The organism is Oceanobacillus arenosus, from assembly GCF_003369575.1.
GTDB lineage: Bacteria > Bacillota > Bacilli > Bacillales > Amphibacillaceae > Oceanobacillus > Oceanobacillus arenosus.
In genome coordinates this window covers 34430-55824 of record NZ_PIOC01000028.1, presented here as the reverse complement: position 1 = coordinate 55824, position 21395 = coordinate 34430, and the positions used below count along the sequence as shown (strand labels likewise).

Sequence of the window (21395 nt, the reverse complement as noted above, 5' to 3'; positions counted from 1 at the left end):
GAAATGCGCCCGATCGTGGAAGATCATGATTGATTTGTTATTACTTAATTTACTAAGACTATTTTTTTACCTTCCTTTGCAGATTCTCTAACTACATCTAATAGCTGATGTAGTTTAACAGCGTCATTAAAATTAGGAATTTGACACTTATGTTCAGATATGTCTTTCTCCAGAGTATTATAAGCATGTTCAACATATCTTCTTGGACTACTATCTTTTACTGAGGATACTTTTACTTCTTCAGAGTAAACATCATCTGTTTCAGTATTTAAGGATGCATAATTAGGATGTATAATCTTTTCGACATTGAGATTACCAAATTGAACATGACCTGAAGAATTATTTTGTGTTAAACGAAAAATACCCTTTTCCCCTCTAATTTCTAAATTAAAATTTGGATGTACTCCGGCTTGAATATGAACAGATGCTGAAGCACCATCGACGAGTGTTCCATGTATTAATATTTGATCAGCTGTATTTTTAGATGTTTTAGTTCCAGTCTCTTTTATAATCGCTTCTGTATAATTTATATTCATAGTAGCTGTTAATTCTTTAAAATCACCTAAAATATAGCAAAGAACATCGAGAGAATGCCCTCCATGAATGGTGAGTAAGTTAGCCCCATTCTCTTTTTTTAGTAGATACGCGCTTCTTTGGTCAGTTATTCTCCCCTTAGATTGAGTAGCTACTTGCATCGTGCAGGATAGTACTTTCCCTATTTCCCCCTTCTCTATCGCTTGCTTTAAATAATTAACTTCTGGGGATTGCCTAGCTTGTAAGCCAATAGCATGGTGAATATTCGCTTGATTAGCTAAATTTGCCAACTTTTTAGCTTGTACAGTATCTACACCTAAAGGCCATTCACAGTAGAGATGCTTATTTTCCTCAATGGCTGCTATACAAGCTTCGTAGTGGAAAGGAACTTTTATACTAACTACTACCAAGTCGACATCTTTAGATTTAGCTAATTCTTCATAATCTGTAAAAGCCCAGGTAGCATTAACCTTTATGGCACTTTTTTTTGCTGTTTCCATTCTAGAAGTTCCAATAGCTGTGATTCTATAAGAAGGATTTTCTATAAGTACTGGAATATGTGTTTTACTAGCCCACTGATTATTTAAAGATCCACCTATTATCCCTACATTAATTACTTTGTCCCTCATCAATTATCCCTCCAAAACTTTATTGTAGTGATTATCTCCAAACTTAGTATAATTAAAATATAATATCATTAATAATGTTAATTTATGATATTCATATCACTTTTTTTGATGGGAGAAGGAAATAAAGTGGATATAGAAAACATAAAAGCATTTGTTACAGTTGCGGAATTAAAAAGCATTTCAGCAGCTGCAATTGAACTAAATCACCTTCAATCCAATATGACTGCAAAAATAAAAAAGATTGAATCTCATTATAATCAAGAACTGTTTATCAGAAATTCAAAGGGAGTAAAATTAACAAGATATGGAGAAAAATTATATCTTCAATTTAAAAAAATACTTTTCCTTTGGGAAGAAACAGAAAATGAGATGAAAAAGCATGAGGAAAAACTCCGTATTGGCACGATGATATCAGTCGGTGGGATGCAATTCTCAAGCGCGTTAAATAAATTAATTAAAACATACCCTGATTTATCGGTAACCTTAAAAACTGGTTCAACAGAATATATTGAAAAACAAGTCCTTCTTGGAAATATTGATATTGCTTATACGATTGGCGCTCTAGACAATAAGCAAATAAACTATAAAAAAACAGGACTTGAAGAAATGGTTATAATAGGTAAAGCTATAGATCCAAACACAAACTTTGATGCGTATATAAGTGGCAAAAGCTTACTAGTATTATCTGATAAGTGTTTGTATCTCTCCATATTAAGTAATATTTTCACAGGCTTAGATATTGAACACGGTGAAATCATTGAAGTGGGCGAACTTGAAACTTTAGTGCAATTCGCATTGATGGGTATGGGAATATCCTTAGTACCAAAGCGCATAGCAAACTGCTATAAAATCAATAATTATTTAGAAGTCCCATCATTGTATAGATACATCGACTATTATCTAATTACTCGTCTAAACCATGAATTAACACCTTTAGAAAAACAGTTTATTGAGTTAAATAACTCACTTATGAACAATATTGAGTAATTCAACTTATTTGTTCAAATCCCTTATTCCATATACCACTAAAGGCCTTTTTGTAGAATAGCAAACGAACACCAGAAAACATCGTTTAAACGTAAAAGTAAATATTAACAATCTTTATTTTTTCAAGTTGGTTTGGCTTTAGATCTTGAAACAATTGGTACATAGCTTTATTAAAAGAATTTTTGAACTGATGAGAAACCATTGGAATTTTTAAATATGATTTGATCTACATGGATGGATAATTAATCGTCATATTTAATCGTGTCAATTCATTGCCTGGATTGTAGTACGCATGTTTACAGTTAGCTTTGAATCTGATCGAGTGATCTTTTTCGAGTAAATAGGTTTGCCCTACTATCGTTAATTCAAGCTGCCCATCAAATACAGTTATGTATTCCTCTGTGCCCTCATGATGAGGATCTGCTTCTAAATACCCGCCTGGCTCAATTTCTACCATGTATATTTCAAACTGCTTATCATTTTCGAACGGAAAATATGGATACACTTTATATTTCCCATCATTCCCTGGCAATTCCAATAAATCGTTTTTTGAAATTATCGTTACATCATTCGTTAATTCCTTAATTAGTGAAGTGAATGAAATCTTTAATCCATTCGCAATTTTCCACAAGGTCGTTATTGTTGGAATAGAGTCGCCACGTTCTATTTGGCCTAACATTGTTTTACTGACACCTGTTAATTCTGAAACTTTATCCAAACTTAATTTATTAGCCTTTCTGTATGCTTTCACATTTTCAGCTACCACCACATGTATTTCCTTCACATCGTATCCTCCATTTTTGTGCATTATAACATACAACGGAGTGCAATCATCATGTCAATGTTGTCACTATTGGTTTACGCTTTTGTCGCAAGTTTCACACCAGGTCCTAATAATATTATGTCGTTGTATTATGCCAATAAATTTGGTTTGAAACAGACTTTCAGATTTTGCGTAGGGGTTGGTTTTGGATTTTTCATATTATTATTATTCGCTAATTATTTTAGTGTTGCATTAAATACCATTTTTCCAGAAGTAGCGTTAATGATGAAATTATTTGGTTGTCTGTATTTACTTTATCTAGCTTATAAAATAATTACGAGCAAACCTGGTAAAGAACAACAATTTAATAATCGATATAACAATTTAAAGTCAGGCGCTATATTGCAATTCATCAATCCTAAAGCAACTATTTATGCCATTACAGTTACGGCTACATTCGTGACACCCTTTTATCAACATTATTTGACTCAGTTTCTATTTGTAATCTTGTTAGCTGTAATTGGATTCTCAGGAACATTCAGTTGGAGTTTGTTTGGGTCATTATTCAAGAAGTTTATTGCTAAGTATCAAACCGTTTTCAATACCATCATGGCTTTGTTACTTGTTTATACTGCGGTTACGATGTTATTTCAATAAAAATCCCTTCGAAAATGGGATTGAAGAAATAGAATAATATCGGTGTAATTGTAATTGGATCAGGGGATATTATTAGAAGTTTGAATGACTAACAATAAAAATGCAAAATGTTTGTTTGTTGAACATGAAGTAAAAGGGTGATACATATTATGTATGACTAATAGGCACCATCCTTTATTTTTTATCCCATCGGAAAATAACATTCCACCCGACCATTTTCACTCAATCTCTCAATCCCTTTTCTAAAGAATCCTGAGCTAGAAACCGAGAGATTTTTAGTCCATTATTATCCCTCCTAGTGGAAGTCATCAATAAATTCTACTTAAGAAGAAAGCATATCATGATTTAGTCATTGGATCTTTTGATGGAAACCCATAAACACTTGCACGAAACACTACAAGGAATCCAAGAAGAATGAGGATAAACATTACCCAAGGAAAAGAACCCACGTCAAATGATTCCATTAGGATTGCTCCAATTGCACTTCCTCCACCAATAGCGAGATTCCAAACAGTAACTAACATAGATTGGGCAAGTTCCGCACCTTTTCCAGCAGTATCTGCTATTGTCGTTTGCGTAAGTGTAGCTGCTCCTCCAAAGGTTAACCCCCATAAACCTACAGCAATATAAATGATGGTAGGATGACTAATTCCGATACCTAATGCTAATGACGCCAACCCAAACCCAAACAGACTAATTAAAACTAAAGTACGTAATAGTATACGCTCAATCAATACACCTATAACCCAGATTCCAACTAAAGATGCAGTACCGAAAACGAGTAAAACCAAATCAACTCGTTGGGCAAGACCTGCTTCGGAAAGGTATGGTCCGATATAAGTATAAAGTATGTTATGAGAAAGTATCCATGCCAATACAACAAACAAAATTGGGCGAACCCCAGGAGTAACGAAAACCTTGAGAAGGGTAATTCGCTTTTCAGATGTTTGCCCAGGAAAATCCGGAAGTTTCCAGATAATCCATATAATCAATAATGCTGCTAAGAGTGACATTATTCCGAAGACAGATCTCCAGCCAACAAGGTAACCGAGAAATGTCCCCACAGGAACACCAAAAGCTAATGCTAGAGGAGTACCAACCATGGCTACTGCCATTGCTCTTCCCCTGAGTGAATCTGGTGCCATAAGTCGTGCGTATCCCGCGGTCATCCCCCACAAGACTCCAGCGGTTACACCTGCAAAGAAACGAGCTATTAAAGTTAACGTCAAACTAGACGATAGGGCTGTAATAGTATTAAATACAAGGAATCCAATAATACATAAAAGGAGCAAGGGTTTCCTTTGCCACCCTTGTGTCGCAGTGGTTATAGGAATAGCCGCAATTAGTGAGCCAAGGGCATAAGCCGTCACAAGTTGACCTGCTAGGGATTCTGACACACCGAGTCCTTCACTTATCTGTATTAATAGGCCAGCTGGTATAGTTTCGGTAAGGATACATATGAATCCAGCCATAGCTAGTGCAATTAAACCAGCCCACGGAAGACGCTCCGAAGGTATTGTATAAGATTTTTCATTTTGTTTAGTTAAATCAATATTATTATCCATATATAAAAAGCCCCCTAATTAGTTGATAGGGTTAATAATACTAAATGTATTTTGGATTTCACATAGTACAATAAATGTATTATTACATGTTTAACTATAAAATCAATGTATTTCAATGACATTACATTTGAATTATAATATAATGATTTAGGGTTCATATTCGTCTTATTATATGAAGGGGTGCTGAAATGGATAGTATTGATGAAGACATACTAATGCGTTTACAATCAGATGCTCGATTGTCAATGACTTCCCTTGGAAAACTTGTAGGATTATCTCAACCAGCAGTGACTGAAAGGGTAAAAAGACTAGAAGAACAAGAAGTGATAAGCAGCTACAATGCTATAGTTTCGAATGAGAAAGTTGGAAAATCCACTGTGGCTTTTATCCTTTTCCGGACCACACAGTGCAATAATTTCGTTGAGTATTGTAAGAAGGCCTCACAAGTAATAGAGTGTCACCGAATTAGTGGGGAATACAATTATTTGATTAAAGTAGTAGTTGAATCAACAAAGGAACTTGAATTACTTGAAAATGAAATTATGAAGTATGGCAATTCCACTACATTGATTTCCTTATCATCTCCTATTGAAAACAAGCCATTGATACCTAATTTAAGTGTTGATTATTAATAATATAATTTTAATATATGGTTTAACCGTTTATAAGCTGGAACAATAGAGACAGGGAAAGGTTTTGTCTCGTCTTTGTTATCAAAATATAATCGACATAAATAGCCTTTTTCAATTATGTACACAATAAGAGCAAATACTACCCATCTGTTAAGATTGTGTAGTATTTGCGACATTCAGATTATAAAATTTAATCGTTCGAACGCTGTCCTGAATGCTAACCTGAATATGGATAACCACCCATTTGTGGATAGCCGCCCATTTGTGGATAGCCGCTCATTTGTGGGTAGCCGCCCATTTGTGGATAGCCGCTCATTTGCGGGTAGCCGCTCATTTGTGGATAGCCGCTCATTTGCGGGTAGCCGCCCATTTGTGGATAGCCGCTCATTTGTGGATAGCCGCTCATTTGCGGGTAGCCGCCCATTTGTGGGTAGCCGCCCCCAAATTGTCGATTATCTTGTTTCATTGTATCCTCTCCTTACATCATCGTACAAAATAGGGTATGTTCATTTGTACTAGGAGGATTAGACGTATGCCCATAATAATAACTTTTTCATTTAATTTTGTTCAATTTCTTAAAACTGCTCTTTTACTTGAATAAAAAAGTGCACTCCGTTTACTAAAGCACCTGTTCGCTTAAAAGTGCTTGCTATTAATAAGAACAAAGAGTTTGTCTCACAAGTCCAATTTATTGCTTAAAGATGTCCCCTCTTATGACCCCAATTGTTAGTATTGGTAATAAAATACGTTAACCTTGGATACATAAAATAATAGCGGTTATTACTACAGTAATTGACTTTATGATCAATAAATATTGGAGATTAGTTTCTCTAATTGAACAATCGCACCAAACTACTATTGACTATTCGTTAATTAAATCCGTACCATAAGAGTTGTCTATGGCACAAAGCCACTCACCTTGTCGACTTTTCTTAAACACGTATGTTGCTCGTCTATCCATTGAGTATTCACTGCCATTTTTATCAGAGACAAGCAAGGTTTGGGATATAACTAAGGCAGTGTCGCCAGCTTCTAAAATAATCATTTCACCTTGTGTTGGGATCAGACTGTTATTGAAATATTTCGCAATTTTAATAAAAGCTGATTTAATTTCCTCTTTTCCTCGTGCAATCATACCTGGCTTTATAACCAATATTGCATCATCAGTATAGTAATTCATTAGCGAATCGAAATCTTCTAGTCTTATTGCGATATCACATTTTTTAATAAATTCCTTTAGTTCGTGTTCCATAATTTCCCTCCTTATCTCCATTTATTACTGCTATCTTTCTTCGACAATTCTACTGCTTTAGATACGTAACTTTCTATTCGATATTAACATAATGTTCAATAGATATTTACTAGAAAAAATTGACGATCGTTTTGATGATCGCCTTGTTTTCACTCTTGCACCAGTTAATCATACATGTAGCGCTAACTGGACTATTATCCTGATTTTAACGATAAAAATGGCTCTAGTTTTTTTCTCAGGATATTGGTAATGTAATAGGGGATTAGGTAATATTTGAACATTAATCTGAATTATGAGAGGATGATGTACTATGATTATTCCTCATAAAAGAAGGAATTGTGCTTTCAAGTAGCTCAATCTTATATGGAAAGGTGCTGCAAACATGTTTAACATACTGGTTGTAGATGACAATGACAATATTAGAAATTTGATGATCACATATTTAGAACGTAAAGGTTACCGAACGATTGCGGCTACTGATGGCTTAGAAGCATTAGCAGTGCTCGAAAGAGAACCTATTGATCTGATGATCGTTGACATTATGATGCCTAATATGGATGGCCACACGTTGACGCAGGATCTGCGCTCGGCAAATTACGATTTTCCAATACTTATGATAACAGCAAAGGAACGTATGGAAGATAAGAGGAAAGGGTTTCTGGCCGGTACGGACGACTATATGGTTAAGCCCATAGAACTTGATGAGATGCTATTACGAGTGATTGCACTACTGCGGCGAGCAAAAGTGAATACGGAGAAGAGAATAGTTATCGGTGACGTTATTCTTGATTATAACACTCTAATTGTAAAGACCAAAAAGAAAGAAATCCTAATTCCTAAAAAGGAGTTTTACTTACTCTTTAAATTGCTTAGTTATCCCAAAAAGATCTTTACCCGGCGAGATCTTATGAATGATATTTGGGGTTATGATACTGACTCAGATGAGAGAACAGTTGATGTCCATATCAGAAGGCTTCGTGAGAAATTTAATGACTTAGCTGAGTTCAACATCGTAACGGTAAAGGGCTTGGGGTACAAGGCAGAGATAAATTTATGAAACTTAAAATAAAATTCAAACACTTCTTTCGTTTCAGATCTGTTTATGTGAAATTTGCTGTTACTTTTCTAGGGATTTGGTATTCTCTCAATGCTTTGACGTTCTTCATTGCAATGCATTTTATGTCTGGTGATAATATTGAACTTGAAGGAATCAGACGCGTGACGGGTCTTGTTTTTCTAAATAGTGCTATTTACGGTACAATTGTTATTCTAGCGGTTGTAAGAAGTATTTTGAAGCCATTGAAGAGGCTTTCTAATGCAGCCAGGGAGGTAGCTAAAGGTGATTTTGACGTTTTGGTTATGGAAGATAGCATAGATGAGGTTGGACGGCTCACTAGTGACTTTAATAAAATGGTCAAAGAGTTGCGCAGTATAGACAATCTTCGTCGCGAGTTTGTTTCGAATGTATCACATGAATTTAGAACACCGGTAGCATCAATTAAGGGGTATGCCAAGCTGATCTCTGAGGATGAGAAAGCAAGTCAATCCATCAAAGATTTTAGTAGTATTATCATGACTGAAAGTGATCGGCTTATCGATTTGTCCTCTAACTTATTACGTCTTTCTGAGCTTGACACCCAAATTATCCATAAGGAAACTGTATTTTCTCTGGACGAACAGATTAGACAAGCTATATTAATTTTAGAATCAGGATGGGGACAGAAGGGGATCGAGTATGAAGTAGACCTTGCAGAAGTACAATTTATTGGTGATGAGGAGTTATTGTTTCAAGTTTGGGTTAATCTAATACAGAATGCAATCAAATTTTCGCATCATGGCGGGACCATTTCTATTCTTCTTTCTGAAGAAGATGATAAGATACAATTTAAAATTACAGATAATGGGATTGGCATTTCCTATGAAGAAAAGTCACGAATTTTTGAGCGGTTTTATAAAGGAGAAATGTCTCGCAAAAAAAGTGGGAATGGACTTGGCTTGTCTATTGTGAAAAAGATAGTTGAGCAGGCCAGAGGCAAAATATTGATTGAAAGCGAACTTGATAAAGGTACAATCGTTATAGTGATTCTCCCTAAATAAGAAGCTACTGGTTTGTCCAAATAATATAACCAGTCACCGGCTTATATCGGCGACTAGTTAGGTAAAACTGCAAATATACTCCATGGATACTCGAAGTGTTCAAGTATCGTTAGACTTACAGTGGCAGGTCTCTTTTTGAAAAGATTTTAATTCCGCTAAAATAAGTGATCAACCCGATCCCAGCTAATACTGCAAACTGCCATATATAATCGGAAGAACCTGAAGCTATGGTATTAACATTGTACAAGGTAGTGATAGTGAAATTTTTTACAAAGTGAAAGTTCTCTCCAAACATGCTCATAATAGACAATAACAGAAATGCGCCAACTAACCCACCCCCAACGGCAATAGCATTTTTGGAGAGATTGAAAATGCTGGATGCCAGGAAGCAAATACCGCTATATGCTAGAGCAAGAAGAAACAATCCAAAACTAAATTTGATAATGTCTACCCATTCACTGGGACTGACGCTACCATTTAAAATGAAAGTAGGAATAATGAGAGCAGCTGCAGTGATCAAATTCATGATGAAGAGTGAACCTATAAAAAATACAGCCTGTGTCAGTGCTACTTTCGAACGTTTTACTGGTGTTGACAATATATAGGCCATCGATCCTTTATCTACTTGTGCCGCTAATAATTTATTGCCTGTAATGATAATATAAATAGAAGTGAGCATTCCTGGCAGCAAACTATAAAAAATCTGCCCGGTTATTTTTACTGGTTGTCCTGTGCTGGCGATGAGGACCAAACATAAAGCCTGTATAGCTGTTATAATCAGAGCAAGTGAAATATTTGCTTTAACCGTTTGTTTCATCAGTGTTATTGAAATCATTTATACTGCCTCCGCATCGTTATATTTATCTTTAAAATAAGCTTCCAGTGTACGTGGTTTTTGGGTAATAAATCTGACGTTCATATTCTGGAGAACATTGAAAAGTTCATTGATATCCTTGTCGGGGATAAGGATGGTCGCTTGGTTAAACTCTGTTTGTTCTCTGATAATATTGAAAGGACGTGACAGAAAGTTACTGAAGTCTGATTCTCCAATAAATTCAATCTTGATTTCTTTTACCGACTCGTTTCCACGGATCGTGTTCATATCAACGATATCAATAATACGACCGTTTTTGAGAAAAGCCACACGGTCACAAGAAGATTCTAATTCATTAAAAATATGACTGCTCATGAATATCGTTTTACCTTTTTGTTTTTCTTCTTTTACTAGATTAGTAAGCTCACTTTGCATTAAGGGATCAAGTCCAGTACTGCCTTCATCCAGTAATATAATATCTGAATTTGCCATGAAAGCATTGACAATAGCAGACTTTTGCTTCATTCCTTTGCTCATTCTTTTTAATTTTGCGTCTGCATCTAGATTAAATCTTTGAATTAATTCATTCGCACGCGAAAAATCACGAATGCCTAAATATTCAGCCTGTAGTTTAAAGAAGTCGATTCCTCTTTTAACCTCAGGAAATGCGATTTCCCCTGGAATATAGCCAACATGTTTCTTTAATTCGGAGGCGTATCTCCAGCTATCTTTATCCATAATGGAGGTGTAGCCTTTTTGAGGCTTTAAGAATCCCATAAGATGTCTAATTAAGGTGGTTTTCCCGCTTCCGTTGATACCAACAAGGCCGAATACTTCGCCCTTGTTGACAGTGAGATTAATGTCGAATATGCCCCTACCCTCTCCATAATCTTTGGTCAGATTGCTTATCCTAATGATTTCATTCATTTTTGTTCCTCCATCATTATGCGCCTTTTACATAGAAGTGCATGAAATAGTCTTCTAGCGAGAACTTCTTCTCTTTGAAATTCATAACTTGATAATTTGTTAGAACTTTTACCAACTGATTAATCTCCATGTCATTAATTACGACCTCAGCCATATGCTTATCTTGTTCTGTTAAAGAGATCGTAAGATGGGTCTCCTTTGTAAAGGCATCCAAGTCTTCACGAGTAGTAAAAGTGATCTGATATATTTTATTTATATTGTGGCGAATCTCATCTGTATTAACTGTGGAGATAATTTTCCCTTCCTTAATGATGGCGATTCTATCACAAATGGCATCAATTTCACCAAACATGTGACTGGATAAAAGAATTGTTTTCCCTCGCTTTTTTTCTTCTTTCATAAAATCAATAAAGGTTTGCTGCATTACGGGATCAAGTCCACTAGTGGGCTCATCCAGTAATAAAATATCGGGGTCTGCCATAAATGCAGTTACTACTGCTAGCTTTCTCTTGTCTCCGAGACTCATCCGTTTTGTTTTTCCGCTAGGATCTAGCTGAAATTTGTCTAATAAATATTGAAGTCTTTCCTCATTGTGGGAGTTCTTCAGGCCCTGCATCATTTTGATAAATTCCCATCCTGTCAAACCTTCTGGTAAGGCAATTTCACCAGGAAGATAACCTACATCCCTTAGAATTTCACTCGTCTGTTCGTTACATCTCATACCATTAATAGCCGCATGTCCTTGTTGAGGGTTTGTAAATCCCATCAAATGACGGATAGTTGTAGTTTTACCAGCACCATTAGGTCCAAGAAATCCGAACACCTCTCCCTTTTGGATTTGGAACGAAACAGAGTAAATTCCACGCCCATATCCGAAATCTTTCGTTAGGTTATCAACTTCAATTATTGCCATAGTGATTAAATCCCCTTTCGTTTTGTTAATTGATGTTAATGTGTACTACTTTTGTATCTTATAATTCGTGTATGAACTAAATGTTAACTTCTAGAAATAGAATTCAAAAAGATTGAGATATTTATATTTCTCTAATTCTCCGAGTCGAAAACATCACGACAGGGGATGTTGGTCCATGTATATTGAATGGAAAAAGAAATCACTATCATCAGACATTTCGAGTCGCGCTACATCGGCAATAATCCTATAAGCTGTCGAATGTCAGTATGAATGAAGAGACTCTCAAGCAACATTTCTAGAAGCCGGGCTCAAGCAGTATCTTATGCAAGATATACAGGTTCTTCTTTAGTAGCTGTAGAACTTTTCTACCTACTTTACCTCCGTAATTACGAATTTTTAGACGTAAAAATAGACCATCAAATTGATGGTCTTGCATAACTAAAGCACCAGTTTCTTGAAGAACTAAGTAAATGACTATTTGGACGCCTCGGACTAAAAACAGTGTTAGTAAAGTTGAGTCGAGTCTTTCTCTCCTTGAATCATATCCGTAATGGCAATATAAATATTTGGTGGATATTCAGCTATTCTATGACAGAGATACAGGTACCACTCAACACCATAAGTTAGATAAACACGAACGGCGAGCCCGTCGTCTTTCAGTTTTTTACTAAGGTCGGGACGAATTCCGTATAGCATCTCTGCCTCCACATTAGGGTTTTGCAAATAACCACGTTCTATGACTTGTTTATATATAACTTCATCATGTGAAGCAATTGAAACTTGATGATTAGCTTTCACACATAAATCCACCAATTGGATATAACGTTCATCCAACTTGTCTGAACGAGGAATACATATATCCGACGGCTCTTGGTATGCCCCTTTAACCAAACGAATTGCCCCAGAGTAGTTAAATAATTCATTAATGTCATCAAGTGTTCGATGCAGCTGGGCTTGAAGTGTAACCCCTACGTTGGAATATTCAGAAACAACTCTTTTATAAATAGAGAGTATCTGGTCAGTTTTAGCCGATTCTTCCATACTAATCATAAGAGAAAGACCATTGGACTGTGCTACTTTAGCCAATTCTAGTAATGATTCGTATGCAAGTTCAGGATTAACAGATAAACCTATATGCGATAAATCCAAAGATATGCGAGAACTTATTCCACGATTTCCACATTCTTTCATCAAAGCTATAAATTCTTCCTTGGCTCGAACGCATTCTTCTTTAGTTATAGTGTTCTCCCCGATAAATTCCAGTGAAATACGGTATCCCTTATGTATAAGTTGGTCTCCAATAGAAATTCCGTCTTCTTTTGATTCGCCTGTTACAAATCGTTTAACCGATTTTTGAAATAACGGATAAAGTTCAGGAGATTGTTGAATGTACTCCTTTATGTCTAGATTTCGTGCAATAGATTTTAACCCATCAGCAAATTGTTTTTCAATAACCAATTATAACCCTCATTTCATCTGAACTTTCTTAATAATTGTAACTTAAAATGCTGAAAGAAAAAGTCTGTAAGTTAACAGCAGCTATTTAAGTATCGCACTACTTATTGTTATTCAACTAAACTCCCTCTTTAGTAAAATATCTTCTACATAAAATAGCGTTAATCGTCCTTGAATTAACGCACCAGTTAAATAGCCTTATTTCTTTAAACTATCCAATAAGGTAAATCCAAAAACAGTACCAGCAATTATTAGAATAGTTGGATTTCCATTTATCATATATTCTGGTATTTTTATGGAGCCTCCTAATGGTAAGATCGACATTGATATTATATAGAGAGTCGGTAGTGCAATCGCAATAAATTTTATCCAGTCAAATGTCCATTGTTTATTCTGTTTAATTTCAATTATCAACTTGGGTAATCTTAGAAAGAGTCCTATAACGATTGGAAATATTGTTCCGAATAAGAAAATAGGAATTATTTCATAATTATTACGGGCTTCTTCTTCTACTCGAATCTGATATTTAGTTCCCAAGAAAATGATAAATCCAATAACGACTGTCCAACCGAAATAATATAAGAACCTTTTAATAAAGCAACCCCCCCTGAATTAATTTAACTTACTTATACATACGAATATAATCGCTAAAATATTTCAATATTCAGTAATATATCCTTATTACACTATCCTGCCCCGTTAGCATAATAGCTGCCATTCGATCTCATCTTCAACTAATGCACCAGTTAATTTAGTGAGTCATCCCTATTTTTCTTCATATAATAATTTATGATTCCATATAAATCAAAAGCAGTCATTCCAACCACTAAGATCCAAAACATTGGAGATATTGGGCCATCTACAAGTTTAAACAATGCAATAAATACAATTATCCAAAATCCAACCAATGATGTTATTCTATTTGCAATCTCGGATTTAAACACTTTATTTCCTCCCCCTTATTAAATTAACCTGCCCCGTTAAGTACATTTGTTCACAAACTCTCATATGTTATTTAAATTATTTCTTTAAATTCATTCTACACTAACTACTTAATTAAGTAAGTCCTTTTACAACGAAACACCCCTTTAGATAAAAATCCAAAGGGGTGATGCTTCGCAACTTTTTTATAAACGTCGCGACTTTATTTAATATCCACAATTCTTTCTTCAATTCTCTACATACATTGCGAACTACTTCATTTATTAGAGAGTTTCCAACATTAATGTCTAGTTACCAACAATAATGTTTGCGAACACAAGATTATTCCAACACTCCAAATCCTACTCAACAGTAACAGATTTTGCCAAATTACGTGGCTTATCAACGTCACGATCAAGTTGCAATGCAGCATAGTATGCCAATAATTGTAATGGCACAACACTTACTAACGGTGTTAGCATTTCATGCACATGTGGCAGAACAAATGCATCTGTATCCTGCTCTAGGCCCTTCATGCTGATCACCATGGCATTTGCACCACGGGAAACCACTTCCTGTACATTGCTACGGATAGCGTAGTTTACATTTTCTTGTGTTGCTAGTGCGATAATAGGTGTTCCTTCTTCAATTAAAGCAATTGTTCCATGCTTCAATTCTCCCCCAGCAAATCCTTCTGCTTGGATATAAGAAACCTCTTTTAATTTCAATGCACCTTCAACACAAACATTGTAGTCCGCGCTTCTGCCGATGAAGAATGCATTGCGTGCTGTTGCTAAATAATCTTTAGCTAATTCTTCCATTGTTTCCTTTTGATCGGTTAATACTTCCATTGCATTCGCAACAATGGCAAGCTCTTGAATCAAGTCAAATCCTAATTCCAGGCCTTTTGCCTTTGCAGTATCTACTGCCAGGATTGCCAATACTGCGATTTGTGCTGTATATGCTTTTGTTGATGCTACCGCAATTTCTGGTCCAGCAAATAAATGCAATGTGTAATCTGCTTCACGAGAAAGGGTTGATCCTGGTACATTTGTAATTGTTAATGCCGGATGTCCCAATTCTTTAATTTTTACTAAAACTGCACGGCTATCAGCTGTTTCTCCACTTTGTGAAAGGAAGATAAATAATGGTTTATCTGATAACAATGGCATATTATATGAAAATTCACTTGCAACATGCACTTCAGCTGGAATATTTGCTAATTTTTCAAGAAGTTCTTTTCCAACTAATCCTGCATGATAACTTGTGCCTGCAGCAATAATATAAATACGGTCGACTGCCTGCATTGCTTTACGAATATCTGCGTCAAGCTTCAATTGATTGTTTTCGTCTTGATATTCCTTGATGATATTACGCATCACGAAAGGCTGTTCATCAATTTCCTTCAACATATAGTGTGCATACGTACCTTTTTCAATGTCACCTGCATCAATTTTTGCTGTGTAAGGTTTACGGTCAACAACTGTTCCACTCAATGTTTGTACTTCAACAAAGCTGCGGTTTACAAGAACGATTTCCTGATCGTAAATTTCCAAATATTGATCAGTTTCTTTCAATGTTGCCATTGCGTCACTCGCTACCACATTAAACCCTTCACCTAGGCCTACTAATAACGGACTTTTATTCTTTGATACATATAATGTGTCATGATCTTCTGCATCAATCATTGCAATCGCATATGAGCCTTTTAGAAGACCCATTGTTTGGCGAAATGCCTCTGCAGTATCTTGGTATTTATCATAAAGTTTTTCAATTAATTGCACGATAACTTCTGTATCCGTTTCGCTAACGAAAGCAACATCGCTTAAGAATTCTTTTTTCAAATCTTGATAGTTTTCGATTACACCATTATGAACAAGTGTAAAACGACCAGATGCTGCTTGATGTGGATGTGCATTCATTACACTTGGCACACCATGCGTTGCCCAGCGTGTATGACCAATCCCCATTGTTGCATAAACAGATTCATCGACACTTTCGCGAAGTACTGCAATTCGTCCTTTAACCTTCGTTAGTTTCACACCATCTTCATTTAGCGTTGCGATTCCAGCTGAGTCATAGCCGCGATATTCTAATTTTTCAAGTCCATTTAATAAAATTCCTTTTGAATCCTTATTTCCAATATAACCTACAATTCCGCACATAGTTTTGTCCTCCTATAAGAGGGGCAGATTAGAAAACTAAGTTGTCACCACGTCTTGGGGGTGACAGCTTTAGTTGCACTTATGCTAGTTAAGAAAGTTCTAATACTTTCTTAACTGCCAAAACGAACCTATATTGAAATATACGAACTTACTTCATATGGGGCGTCTTGCTGCCCCTTTCTCGTGTTTGTTTTTTTTACATCTTGTTTTATTCCTTTGTCCAATAAGTCGCCTTATTGTTTTTAGAACAAAACCAATCAACTGAGATGTGCAGTTGGGAGGCATCCGCCGAATCTTTCGATAACCCCCACCTCGTCAACTATTTTCAAATTCCGGTCAGAAAATAGTCCTGGCGCTATATAATTTACTACCTTCTATGCTCCTTTCTATCTTTGAATAAAAGTACTTGCCACTTATTCCCCAATAAAACCAAGAGAGTTTCAGCAAGCACTATTCATTTTACACGAAAAAGGATATTTTGGTCAATAACTTTCGTGTACCCTACTATTTTATGAATCGAAGGCTATTCTTGATCATCAAAAGCGCCTATTATTTATTGGCTATCGATGTATTCCTGCTCCTCTCCCGGCGATAAAATACCTGTGGCCTTGCCAACGGTTCCGTTTTGGATTTGCCAAATTGCGTTGTGATCCTGATCTACTCTGGAAAAATCGCCCTTGTCCCATCGTTCTAGAATATCGCGATAAGTAGTTTCATTAGCAATTTCAACCACATCTAATCCCTCTAACAGCCATTTAACCCGGTCTGGATGAATTTCATAATAGCCCCATTTCTTTTCTGCCCTTACTTTCTGGTGCGACATTCCATGAATATATTCGTTATAGAAATCTGTAGTTAATTCAGTCATACCTGTCTTCTGTCCGAACGGATTTAGACCCTCATCTTTATATTGCTGTAATTGCTCCTCAGTAATCTTCCCTTGTATTTCTGTTCTCAATTCTTCTAGTGACGCATCGTTTTTACCTTGCGCATGCTTATCTGCCTTGTCCATAGCTGCCCCATTGTATATATCAGAAATTAACAGATATGCAAACAATCCAATGACGATCGTTCCAACTGAAGCGATAACAATCCATAAAGTTTTTCTCATGAAGATACCCCCCAAATTAACATTACCTTTATTAGTTGGAATTTTCAAGTTATAATGTTATTCGCTAAATGAATATGCTATGTAACACTAAGTGTATATTTTATAGATTGGGGAGCGAGGAAATGAAGATATTCCCTTCAAAGGATCCTAAGAAGTTAGCTAGGTTAAATCAAACGGTTCAGAATTTGCATGTGAAGATGTATCCTGAGTATTTCGTTCCTTATCATTCTGAGGCTATGGTAGAGGAGTTTAGGGATATTGTTTCCTATGAAGGATTCACTTTCTTAATTTTAGAAGATGGTGGGGAAAACAAAGGATTTATATTCTTTGAAATCCAGGATCGGTCAAGAACACCGTTTAAGAAGGCTTATAAATGCTTATATGTGCATCAAATCAGCATTATCGAAGCGGCGCAAGGAAAAGGATATGGCTATGCGCTCATGCAAAGAATTGAACAAATTGCAAAAGAAGAAAGAGCGGCTTGTATTGAGCTCGATTATTGGATTCGGAATGAACACGCACGGGATTTTTATAAGAGATTGGGATTTAAGCTGGAACGGGAGTTTGTAAGGAAGGGTATACGTTAGGTAATTGTCAAACAAACGCTTGTTTGATTTGCTAAGAACGTATAATATAGCTGTATTTCTTATGTTTACGTTAATTAAAAAGTCCGCATTGAATTCATATTATGATGCTTTCCGTGCGGTTTTTATCACTTGGCAAATCGTCCATCAAGCTTTTCGATAATAGTGATATTTGTTAGTAACGATTTCTGATTAGTAGATGCATGACCACCTACTAAAATCACCCTTCCTTTAGGATTCAATCATCTGCCTCGTTACAAAGTTATTTTTATGGATAACTATGCTAGTTATAAAAAATGCCCCTTTAGATAAAATTCCAAAGGGGAAAAATTTCGTATATTTATCCTTAGTGACTCTATTTATACTTACCCTTGATGCTTCTCCATAAATTCAAGCATTAGAGTGTATACTTTAATTTCATTCTCTTTCTTAGAGAATCCATGCCCTTCATCTTCCATGACGAAGTATTCTACATCTCTTCCTTTTTCCTTGAGCTTTGCGACAATTTGATCTGATTCTGCCTTCACAACTCGTGGATCCTTTGCCCCCTGGATAACAAGCATCGGCTTCGTCATACTATCCAAATAAGTAATTGGGGAGTCCTTAATAAACCGCTCTTTATCCCGTTCAGGATCTCCAATCCAACGATCCATAATCGGTTTCCAATGCGGTGGAACGGAATTAACGAAAGTGAATAAATCGGACGGGCCAAAAATATCAATCACAGCTTTAAAGTATTCCGGATGACGTCCATGCAACAATAATGCCATATAACCGCCATAGCTACCGCCAACTAAGAATAACTTATCTTTGTCCGTAATATTATTTTCAAATAGCCACTCGATTCCAGCAACATTATCTAATCTTGGTCCCTCCCCCCAGTCCTGCTCTACTAGTTTTACAAAGGATGAGCCATAGCCAGTACTCCCTCGGAAGTTAGGTGCAAAAATCGTATAGCCGCGATTGAGAAAACATTGAAACATGGAACGAAATTGTTTTCTTTCTGCTGCCTGTGGACCGCCATGCGGCCAAAAAATTGTGTACCCATTATCATTCTCTTGCTTTGCCCTAAATAATAATGCTTCAATTTCCATTCCATCATATGATGGATAGGAAACAACATCAGGCTCGACCATATCATCCCTGGTTAAGCCAAGTACCCGATTATCTGTAAGCTGCTTCCATCCCTTACCATCCGGAGATTGATAAATATTCGTTGGAACGGTTGTACTTCTTCCGAGAACATAGAGATTACCAGATTTTGTAATAGCTAGTTTATCAATTGTATCGATCGGTACTGATAACGCTTCAAAATCTCCCGTCTCTAATGAATAGCGATACAATACATCGGTTACGCCTTTTTCTGTGACTAAGTAGAATGCATTATGATACTTATCCCATTTCAATGTTTGTACACTTTCATTCTCAATCGTTACAACCGTAGTAAATACTTTAGCAGCTAGATCGAATTTTGCCACATAACTATATTCACTTTCGTAATCGGTAATAAAGTAGATTGTATTATCATCAGTAAAAATGGGATCGAATGTGACATGAACTACATCCGGTTTAGGTGTAAGGTTTAGTGTTTCCGCTCCTACTTTTACAAAACCTATCACATATGTATTTGCAAAAGAACGCAAATAAACAAAAGCCTTTTCATTATCAGATACTGCCGCTAATTCCGTTGGTGAGATCTCTCCCTGATTTAATAATGTATCCGAGTTATCTTCCAAGCCCCGTACATGTGTATTAAGAAATGATGGGTTTCCCTTAGAAGTCATATAATAAATGCGTTTTCCATCCTTACTTAGATGGGAGAAATAATATTTTTCTTCCGCTTCACCTGTTATTAGTGGCTGTGGCAAACCACCATCACTCGGAATCACATAAATTTGATCGTTTTCATCACCATCATTATCATAACCAGCTAAAACATACCGATTTTCCGGATCAAATTGAATAAAACTTGTTTGTTCATCATGGTGTGCGAATAAATATGGAAAATTGTTTTCACCTAAATTTATTGCCCACAAATTCATCTTGCCATTTAAATTTGAGCTAAATATTAGCCGCTTGTCATCACTACTTACAGCAAAATCAGATATAACATACGTACGAAAGAACTGCTCCACGGTTGGTTTCGGAAATTGTATCATCATCATTTCTCCCCTCATTAATCTGTCTATGGTCTAGATTTTTGTGTAATATTTGAATATTACCTGTTTTACAATTTTTAGTATAACATATTAACAGGGAGCAGATGGCAACGTTTGCTTGAAATTTGGTACAACCACTATAAAAGGTTTCGTAGGAGAGGGGCGCGTATCATGAGCTTTGTGATTCGATGTTTGTGAGGATTGATGATAGGAATGAAGTATGATGTATCCTTGTGCAACTGCGTATTTAAAGTCAAACAAACGTTTGTTTAACTTTGAAATTGATATAGGGGAAGGTTATTTTCACGCTTGATTTAAGTGGAGGGTCGCTCGTTTCGGATATTTTCCCGCTCGATTTCGCCGTGGGCCCGCTCGTTTCAGACATTTTCCCGCTCGATTTCGCCGTGGGCCCGCTCGTTTCAGACATTTTCCCGCTCGATTTCGCCGTGTGCTCGCTCGTTTCAGACATTTCCCCGCTCGATTTGACACTTTCTCGCTCGTTTTTGTTACTTTCTAACTCCTACATCTATAAATATAAATATAAATATTAAACCCGGGAAACAGTATCGTTCCCGGGTTCGTTCTTTAAGATCTATTCTTCCAGTTTTCCATCACGAATCGTAACAATTCGATCACATAAATCAAGGACACTTTCATCATGGGTTACCATGATTCCGGCTTTGACTTCCTTGGCGAGCAGTTCAACGACTTCACGCCCACTCGCCGTCAGAATTCACCCGAGCCTGAGCTCCCAATACACACAAAAGGCCACTCCCGTAACAGGAGTGGCCTTCGCTCTAGCTTCAATTATTATTTAAATCCCAGTAAATCCTCCGTAACCTTCACGATTCGGTCCACATATTTGTCGCATTCTTCTTTCGTTGATGCTTCCACCATTACGCGTACGAGTGGCTCGGTTCCAGAAGGGCGTACAAGTACGCGGCCGAGATCGCCTAGCTCACGTTCAACTGCTGCGATTTCGTCTAAAATAACAGGACTTGTTAATGCTTCGTTTTTATCTGTTACTCGAACATTCTTTAATACTTGCGGGAAGATGGTCATCTCTCCAGCCAATTCGGATAGAGATTTACCAGTTTCCTTCATAACATTCACAAGTTGGATTGCAGAAAGCATTCCATCACCAGTTGTAATGTGGTCTAAGAAAATAATATGCCCTGATTGTTCTCCACCAAGATTGTAGCCGCCTTTACGCATTTCTTCCATTACGTA

General features: G+C 36.4%; 20 protein-coding genes and 2 pseudogenes. 6 read left to right on the top strand and 16 right to left on the bottom strand.

The annotated features are described in order from the left end of the window. Positions 1-44: 44 nt before the first annotated feature. Positions 45-1163 (bottom strand): Gfo/Idh/MocA family protein, encoded by a 1119-nt coding sequence (locus CWR48_RS17870; protein WP_115774676.1) that lies wholly within the window; start codon positions 1161-1163, stop codon positions 45-47. Positions 1164-1289: 126 nt separating this feature from the next. Between CWR48_RS17870 and CWR48_RS17865 the strand changes: the two genes are divergently transcribed. Beyond that, positions 1290-2150 carry a LysR family transcriptional regulator gene (locus tag CWR48_RS17865; RefSeq protein ID WP_115774675.1) on the top strand — a complete coding sequence of 287 codons (861 nt, stop codon included), beginning with the start codon at positions 1290-1292 and terminating at the stop codon, positions 2148-2150. A 226-nt stretch (positions 2151-2376) separates the two neighbouring features. Here CWR48_RS17865 and CWR48_RS17860 read toward each other — a convergent pair whose 3' ends face one another. Further along, positions 2377-2934, bottom strand: coding sequence for a helix-turn-helix domain-containing protein (locus CWR48_RS17860; protein WP_115774674.1), 558 nt, complete (start codon positions 2932-2934; stop codon positions 2377-2379). A gap of 51 nt (positions 2935-2985) precedes the next feature. Between CWR48_RS17860 and CWR48_RS17855 the strand changes: the two genes are divergently transcribed. Then, a complete protein-coding gene (locus CWR48_RS17855; protein ID WP_115774673.1) occupies positions 2986-3570 on the top strand; it encodes a LysE family transporter in 585 nt (194 codons plus the stop codon). Between the two features lie 338 nt (positions 3571-3908). Here the strand turns inward: CWR48_RS17855 and CWR48_RS17850 are convergent, their stop codons facing one another. Beyond that, positions 3909-5135 carry an MFS transporter gene (locus CWR48_RS17850; protein WP_115774672.1) on the bottom strand — a complete coding sequence of 409 codons (1227 nt, stop codon included), beginning with the start codon at positions 5133-5135 and terminating at the stop codon, positions 3909-3911. 188 nt (positions 5136-5323) lie between these two features. On the opposite strand from CWR48_RS17850, the gene CWR48_RS17845 reads away from it, so the two are divergent. Continuing rightward, positions 5324-5767 (top strand): Lrp/AsnC family transcriptional regulator, encoded by a 444-nt coding sequence (locus tag CWR48_RS17845; RefSeq protein ID WP_115774671.1) that lies wholly within the window; start codon positions 5324-5326, stop codon positions 5765-5767. A gap of 217 nt (positions 5768-5984) precedes the next feature. Here the strand turns inward: CWR48_RS17845 and CWR48_RS17840 are convergent, their stop codons facing one another. Both CWR48_RS17840 and CWR48_RS17835 read right to left on the bottom strand, forming a co-directional pair. Beyond that, complete coding sequence (locus CWR48_RS17840; protein ID WP_211316777.1) at positions 5985-6191, bottom strand: hypothetical protein; 207 nt, start codon at positions 6189-6191, stop codon at positions 5985-5987. Between the two features lie 438 nt (positions 6192-6629). After that, positions 6630-7019 (bottom strand): YybH family protein, encoded by a 390-nt coding sequence (locus tag CWR48_RS17835; protein ID WP_115774670.1) that lies wholly within the window; start codon positions 7017-7019, stop codon positions 6630-6632. Positions 7020-7401: 382 nt separating this feature from the next. On the opposite strand from CWR48_RS17835, the gene CWR48_RS17830 reads away from it, so the two are divergent. Then, the gene (locus CWR48_RS17830; protein ID WP_115774669.1) at positions 7402-8076 is read left to right on the top strand and encodes a response regulator transcription factor; all 675 of its coding nucleotides are present in this window, start codon (positions 7402-7404) and stop codon (positions 8074-8076) included. Beyond that, positions 8073-9116, top strand: coding sequence for a sensor histidine kinase (locus CWR48_RS17825; protein WP_115774668.1), 1044 nt, complete (start codon positions 8073-8075; stop codon positions 9114-9116). Before CWR48_RS17830 ends, CWR48_RS17825 begins: the two co-directional genes overlap by 4 nt. A 115-nt stretch (positions 9117-9231) precedes the next feature. Here CWR48_RS17825 and CWR48_RS17820 read toward each other — a convergent pair whose 3' ends face one another. The 8 genes from CWR48_RS17820 to CWR48_RS17785 all read right to left on the bottom strand — a co-directional run bounded on the left by CWR48_RS17820 (position 9232) and on the right by CWR48_RS17785 (position 17422). Next, positions 9232-9951, bottom strand: a complete 720-nt coding sequence (locus CWR48_RS17820) for an ABC transporter permease subunit (protein ID WP_115774667.1) — start codon at positions 9949-9951, stop codon at positions 9232-9234. Continuing rightward, complete coding sequence (locus CWR48_RS17815) at positions 9952-10857, bottom strand: ABC transporter ATP-binding protein (RefSeq protein ID WP_115774666.1); 906 nt, start codon at positions 10855-10857, stop codon at positions 9952-9954. Between the two features lie 16 nt (positions 10858-10873). Continuing rightward, positions 10874-11770, bottom strand: coding sequence for an ABC transporter ATP-binding protein (locus tag CWR48_RS17810; RefSeq protein ID WP_115774665.1), 897 nt, complete (start codon positions 11768-11770; stop codon positions 10874-10876). Positions 11771-12274: 504 nt separating this feature from the next. Then, positions 12275-13228, bottom strand: a complete 954-nt coding sequence (locus CWR48_RS17805) for a proline dehydrogenase family protein (RefSeq protein ID WP_115774664.1) — start codon at positions 13226-13228, stop codon at positions 12275-12277. 195 nt (positions 13229-13423) lie between these two features. Beyond that, positions 13424-13762, bottom strand: coding sequence for a hypothetical protein (locus CWR48_RS17800; protein ID WP_245976855.1), 339 nt, complete (start codon positions 13760-13762; stop codon positions 13424-13426). A gap of 209 nt (positions 13763-13971) precedes the next feature. Beyond that, positions 13972-14169: a hypothetical protein gene (locus CWR48_RS17795; protein WP_115774662.1), complete on the bottom strand. Its 198-nt coding sequence runs from the start codon at positions 14167-14169 to the stop codon at positions 13972-13974. 339 nt (positions 14170-14508) lie between these two features. Continuing rightward, entirely contained in the window at positions 14509-16311 is a 1803-nt protein-coding gene (glmS, locus tag CWR48_RS17790) for a glutamine--fructose-6-phosphate transaminase (isomerizing) (RefSeq protein WP_115774661.1), read from the bottom strand. A 553-nt stretch (positions 16312-16864) separates the two neighbouring features. Beyond that, positions 16865-17422, bottom strand: a complete 558-nt coding sequence (locus CWR48_RS17785; protein ID WP_115774660.1) for a DUF6241 domain-containing protein — start codon at positions 17420-17422, stop codon at positions 16865-16867. Positions 17423-17544: 122 nt separating this feature from the next. Here CWR48_RS17785 and CWR48_RS17780 point away from each other — a divergent pair, with 122 nt between their 5' ends. Continuing rightward, positions 17545-18009 carry a GNAT family N-acetyltransferase gene (locus CWR48_RS17780; RefSeq protein WP_115774659.1) on the top strand — a complete coding sequence of 155 codons (465 nt, stop codon included), beginning with the start codon at positions 17545-17547 and terminating at the stop codon, positions 18007-18009. Between the two features lie 362 nt (positions 18010-18371). On the opposite strand, the gene CWR48_RS17775 is transcribed toward CWR48_RS17780, so the two are convergent. From CWR48_RS17775 to CWR48_RS17765, 3 genes and pseudogenes are all read right to left on the bottom strand, one after another. Next, entirely contained in the window at positions 18372-20165 is a 1794-nt protein-coding gene (locus tag CWR48_RS17775; protein WP_115774777.1) for a S9 family peptidase, read from the bottom strand. Between the two features lie 592 nt (positions 20166-20757). Beyond that, positions 20758-20880: pseudogene (locus CWR48_RS17770) on the bottom strand (hemin ABC transporter ATP-binding protein); the annotation flags it as partial. Positions 20881-20975: 95 nt separating this feature from the next. After that, positions 20976-21395 (bottom strand): annotated as a pseudogene (locus CWR48_RS17765) (phosphoglucosamine mutase); the annotation flags it as partial.

Excerpts from the sequence above, each read along its gene's own strand:
- CWR48_RS17870 (WP_115774676.1), bottom strand. The coding sequence starts at position 1,163 with ATGAGGGACAAAGTAATTAATGTAGGGATAATAGGTGGATCTTTAAAT.
- CWR48_RS17855 (WP_115774673.1), top strand. The coding sequence starts at position 2,986 with ATGTCAATGTTGTCACTATTGGTTTACGCTTTTGTCGCAAGTTTCACA.
- CWR48_RS17850 (WP_115774672.1), bottom strand. The coding sequence starts at position 5,135 with ATGGATAATAATATTGATTTAACTAAACAAAATGAAAAATCTTATACA.
- CWR48_RS17845 (WP_115774671.1), top strand. The coding sequence starts at position 5,324 with ATGGATAGTATTGATGAAGACATACTAATGCGTTTACAATCAGATGCT.
- CWR48_RS17840 (WP_211316777.1), bottom strand. The coding sequence starts at position 6,191 with ATGGGCGGCTACCCGCAAATGAGCGGCTATCCACAAATGAGCGGCTAT.
- CWR48_RS17835 (WP_115774670.1), bottom strand. The coding sequence starts at position 7,019 with ATGGAACACGAACTAAAGGAATTTATTAAAAAATGTGATATCGCAATA.
- CWR48_RS17830 (WP_115774669.1), top strand. The coding sequence starts at position 7,402 with ATGTTTAACATACTGGTTGTAGATGACAATGACAATATTAGAAATTTG.
- CWR48_RS17825 (WP_115774668.1), top strand. The coding sequence starts at position 8,073 with ATGAAACTTAAAATAAAATTCAAACACTTCTTTCGTTTCAGATCTGTT.
- CWR48_RS17820 (WP_115774667.1), bottom strand. The coding sequence starts at position 9,951 with ATGATTTCAATAACACTGATGAAACAAACGGTTAAAGCAAATATTTCA.
- CWR48_RS17815 (WP_115774666.1), bottom strand. The coding sequence starts at position 10,857 with ATGAATGAAATCATTAGGATAAGCAATCTGACCAAAGATTATGGAGAG.
- CWR48_RS17810 (WP_115774665.1), bottom strand. The coding sequence starts at position 11,770 with ATGGCAATAATTGAAGTTGATAACCTAACGAAAGATTTCGGATATGGG.
- glmS (WP_115774661.1), bottom strand. The coding sequence starts at position 16,311 with ATGTGCGGAATTGTAGGTTATATTGGAAATAAGGATTCAAAAGGAATT.
- CWR48_RS17785 (WP_115774660.1), bottom strand. The coding sequence starts at position 17,422 with ATGAGAAAAACTTTATGGATTGTTATCGCTTCAGTTGGAACGATCGTC.
- CWR48_RS17780 (WP_115774659.1), top strand. The coding sequence starts at position 17,545 with ATGAAGATATTCCCTTCAAAGGATCCTAAGAAGTTAGCTAGGTTAAAT.
- CWR48_RS17775 (WP_115774777.1), bottom strand. The coding sequence starts at position 20,165 with ATGATACAATTTCCGAAACCAACCGTGGAGCAGTTCTTTCGTACGTAT.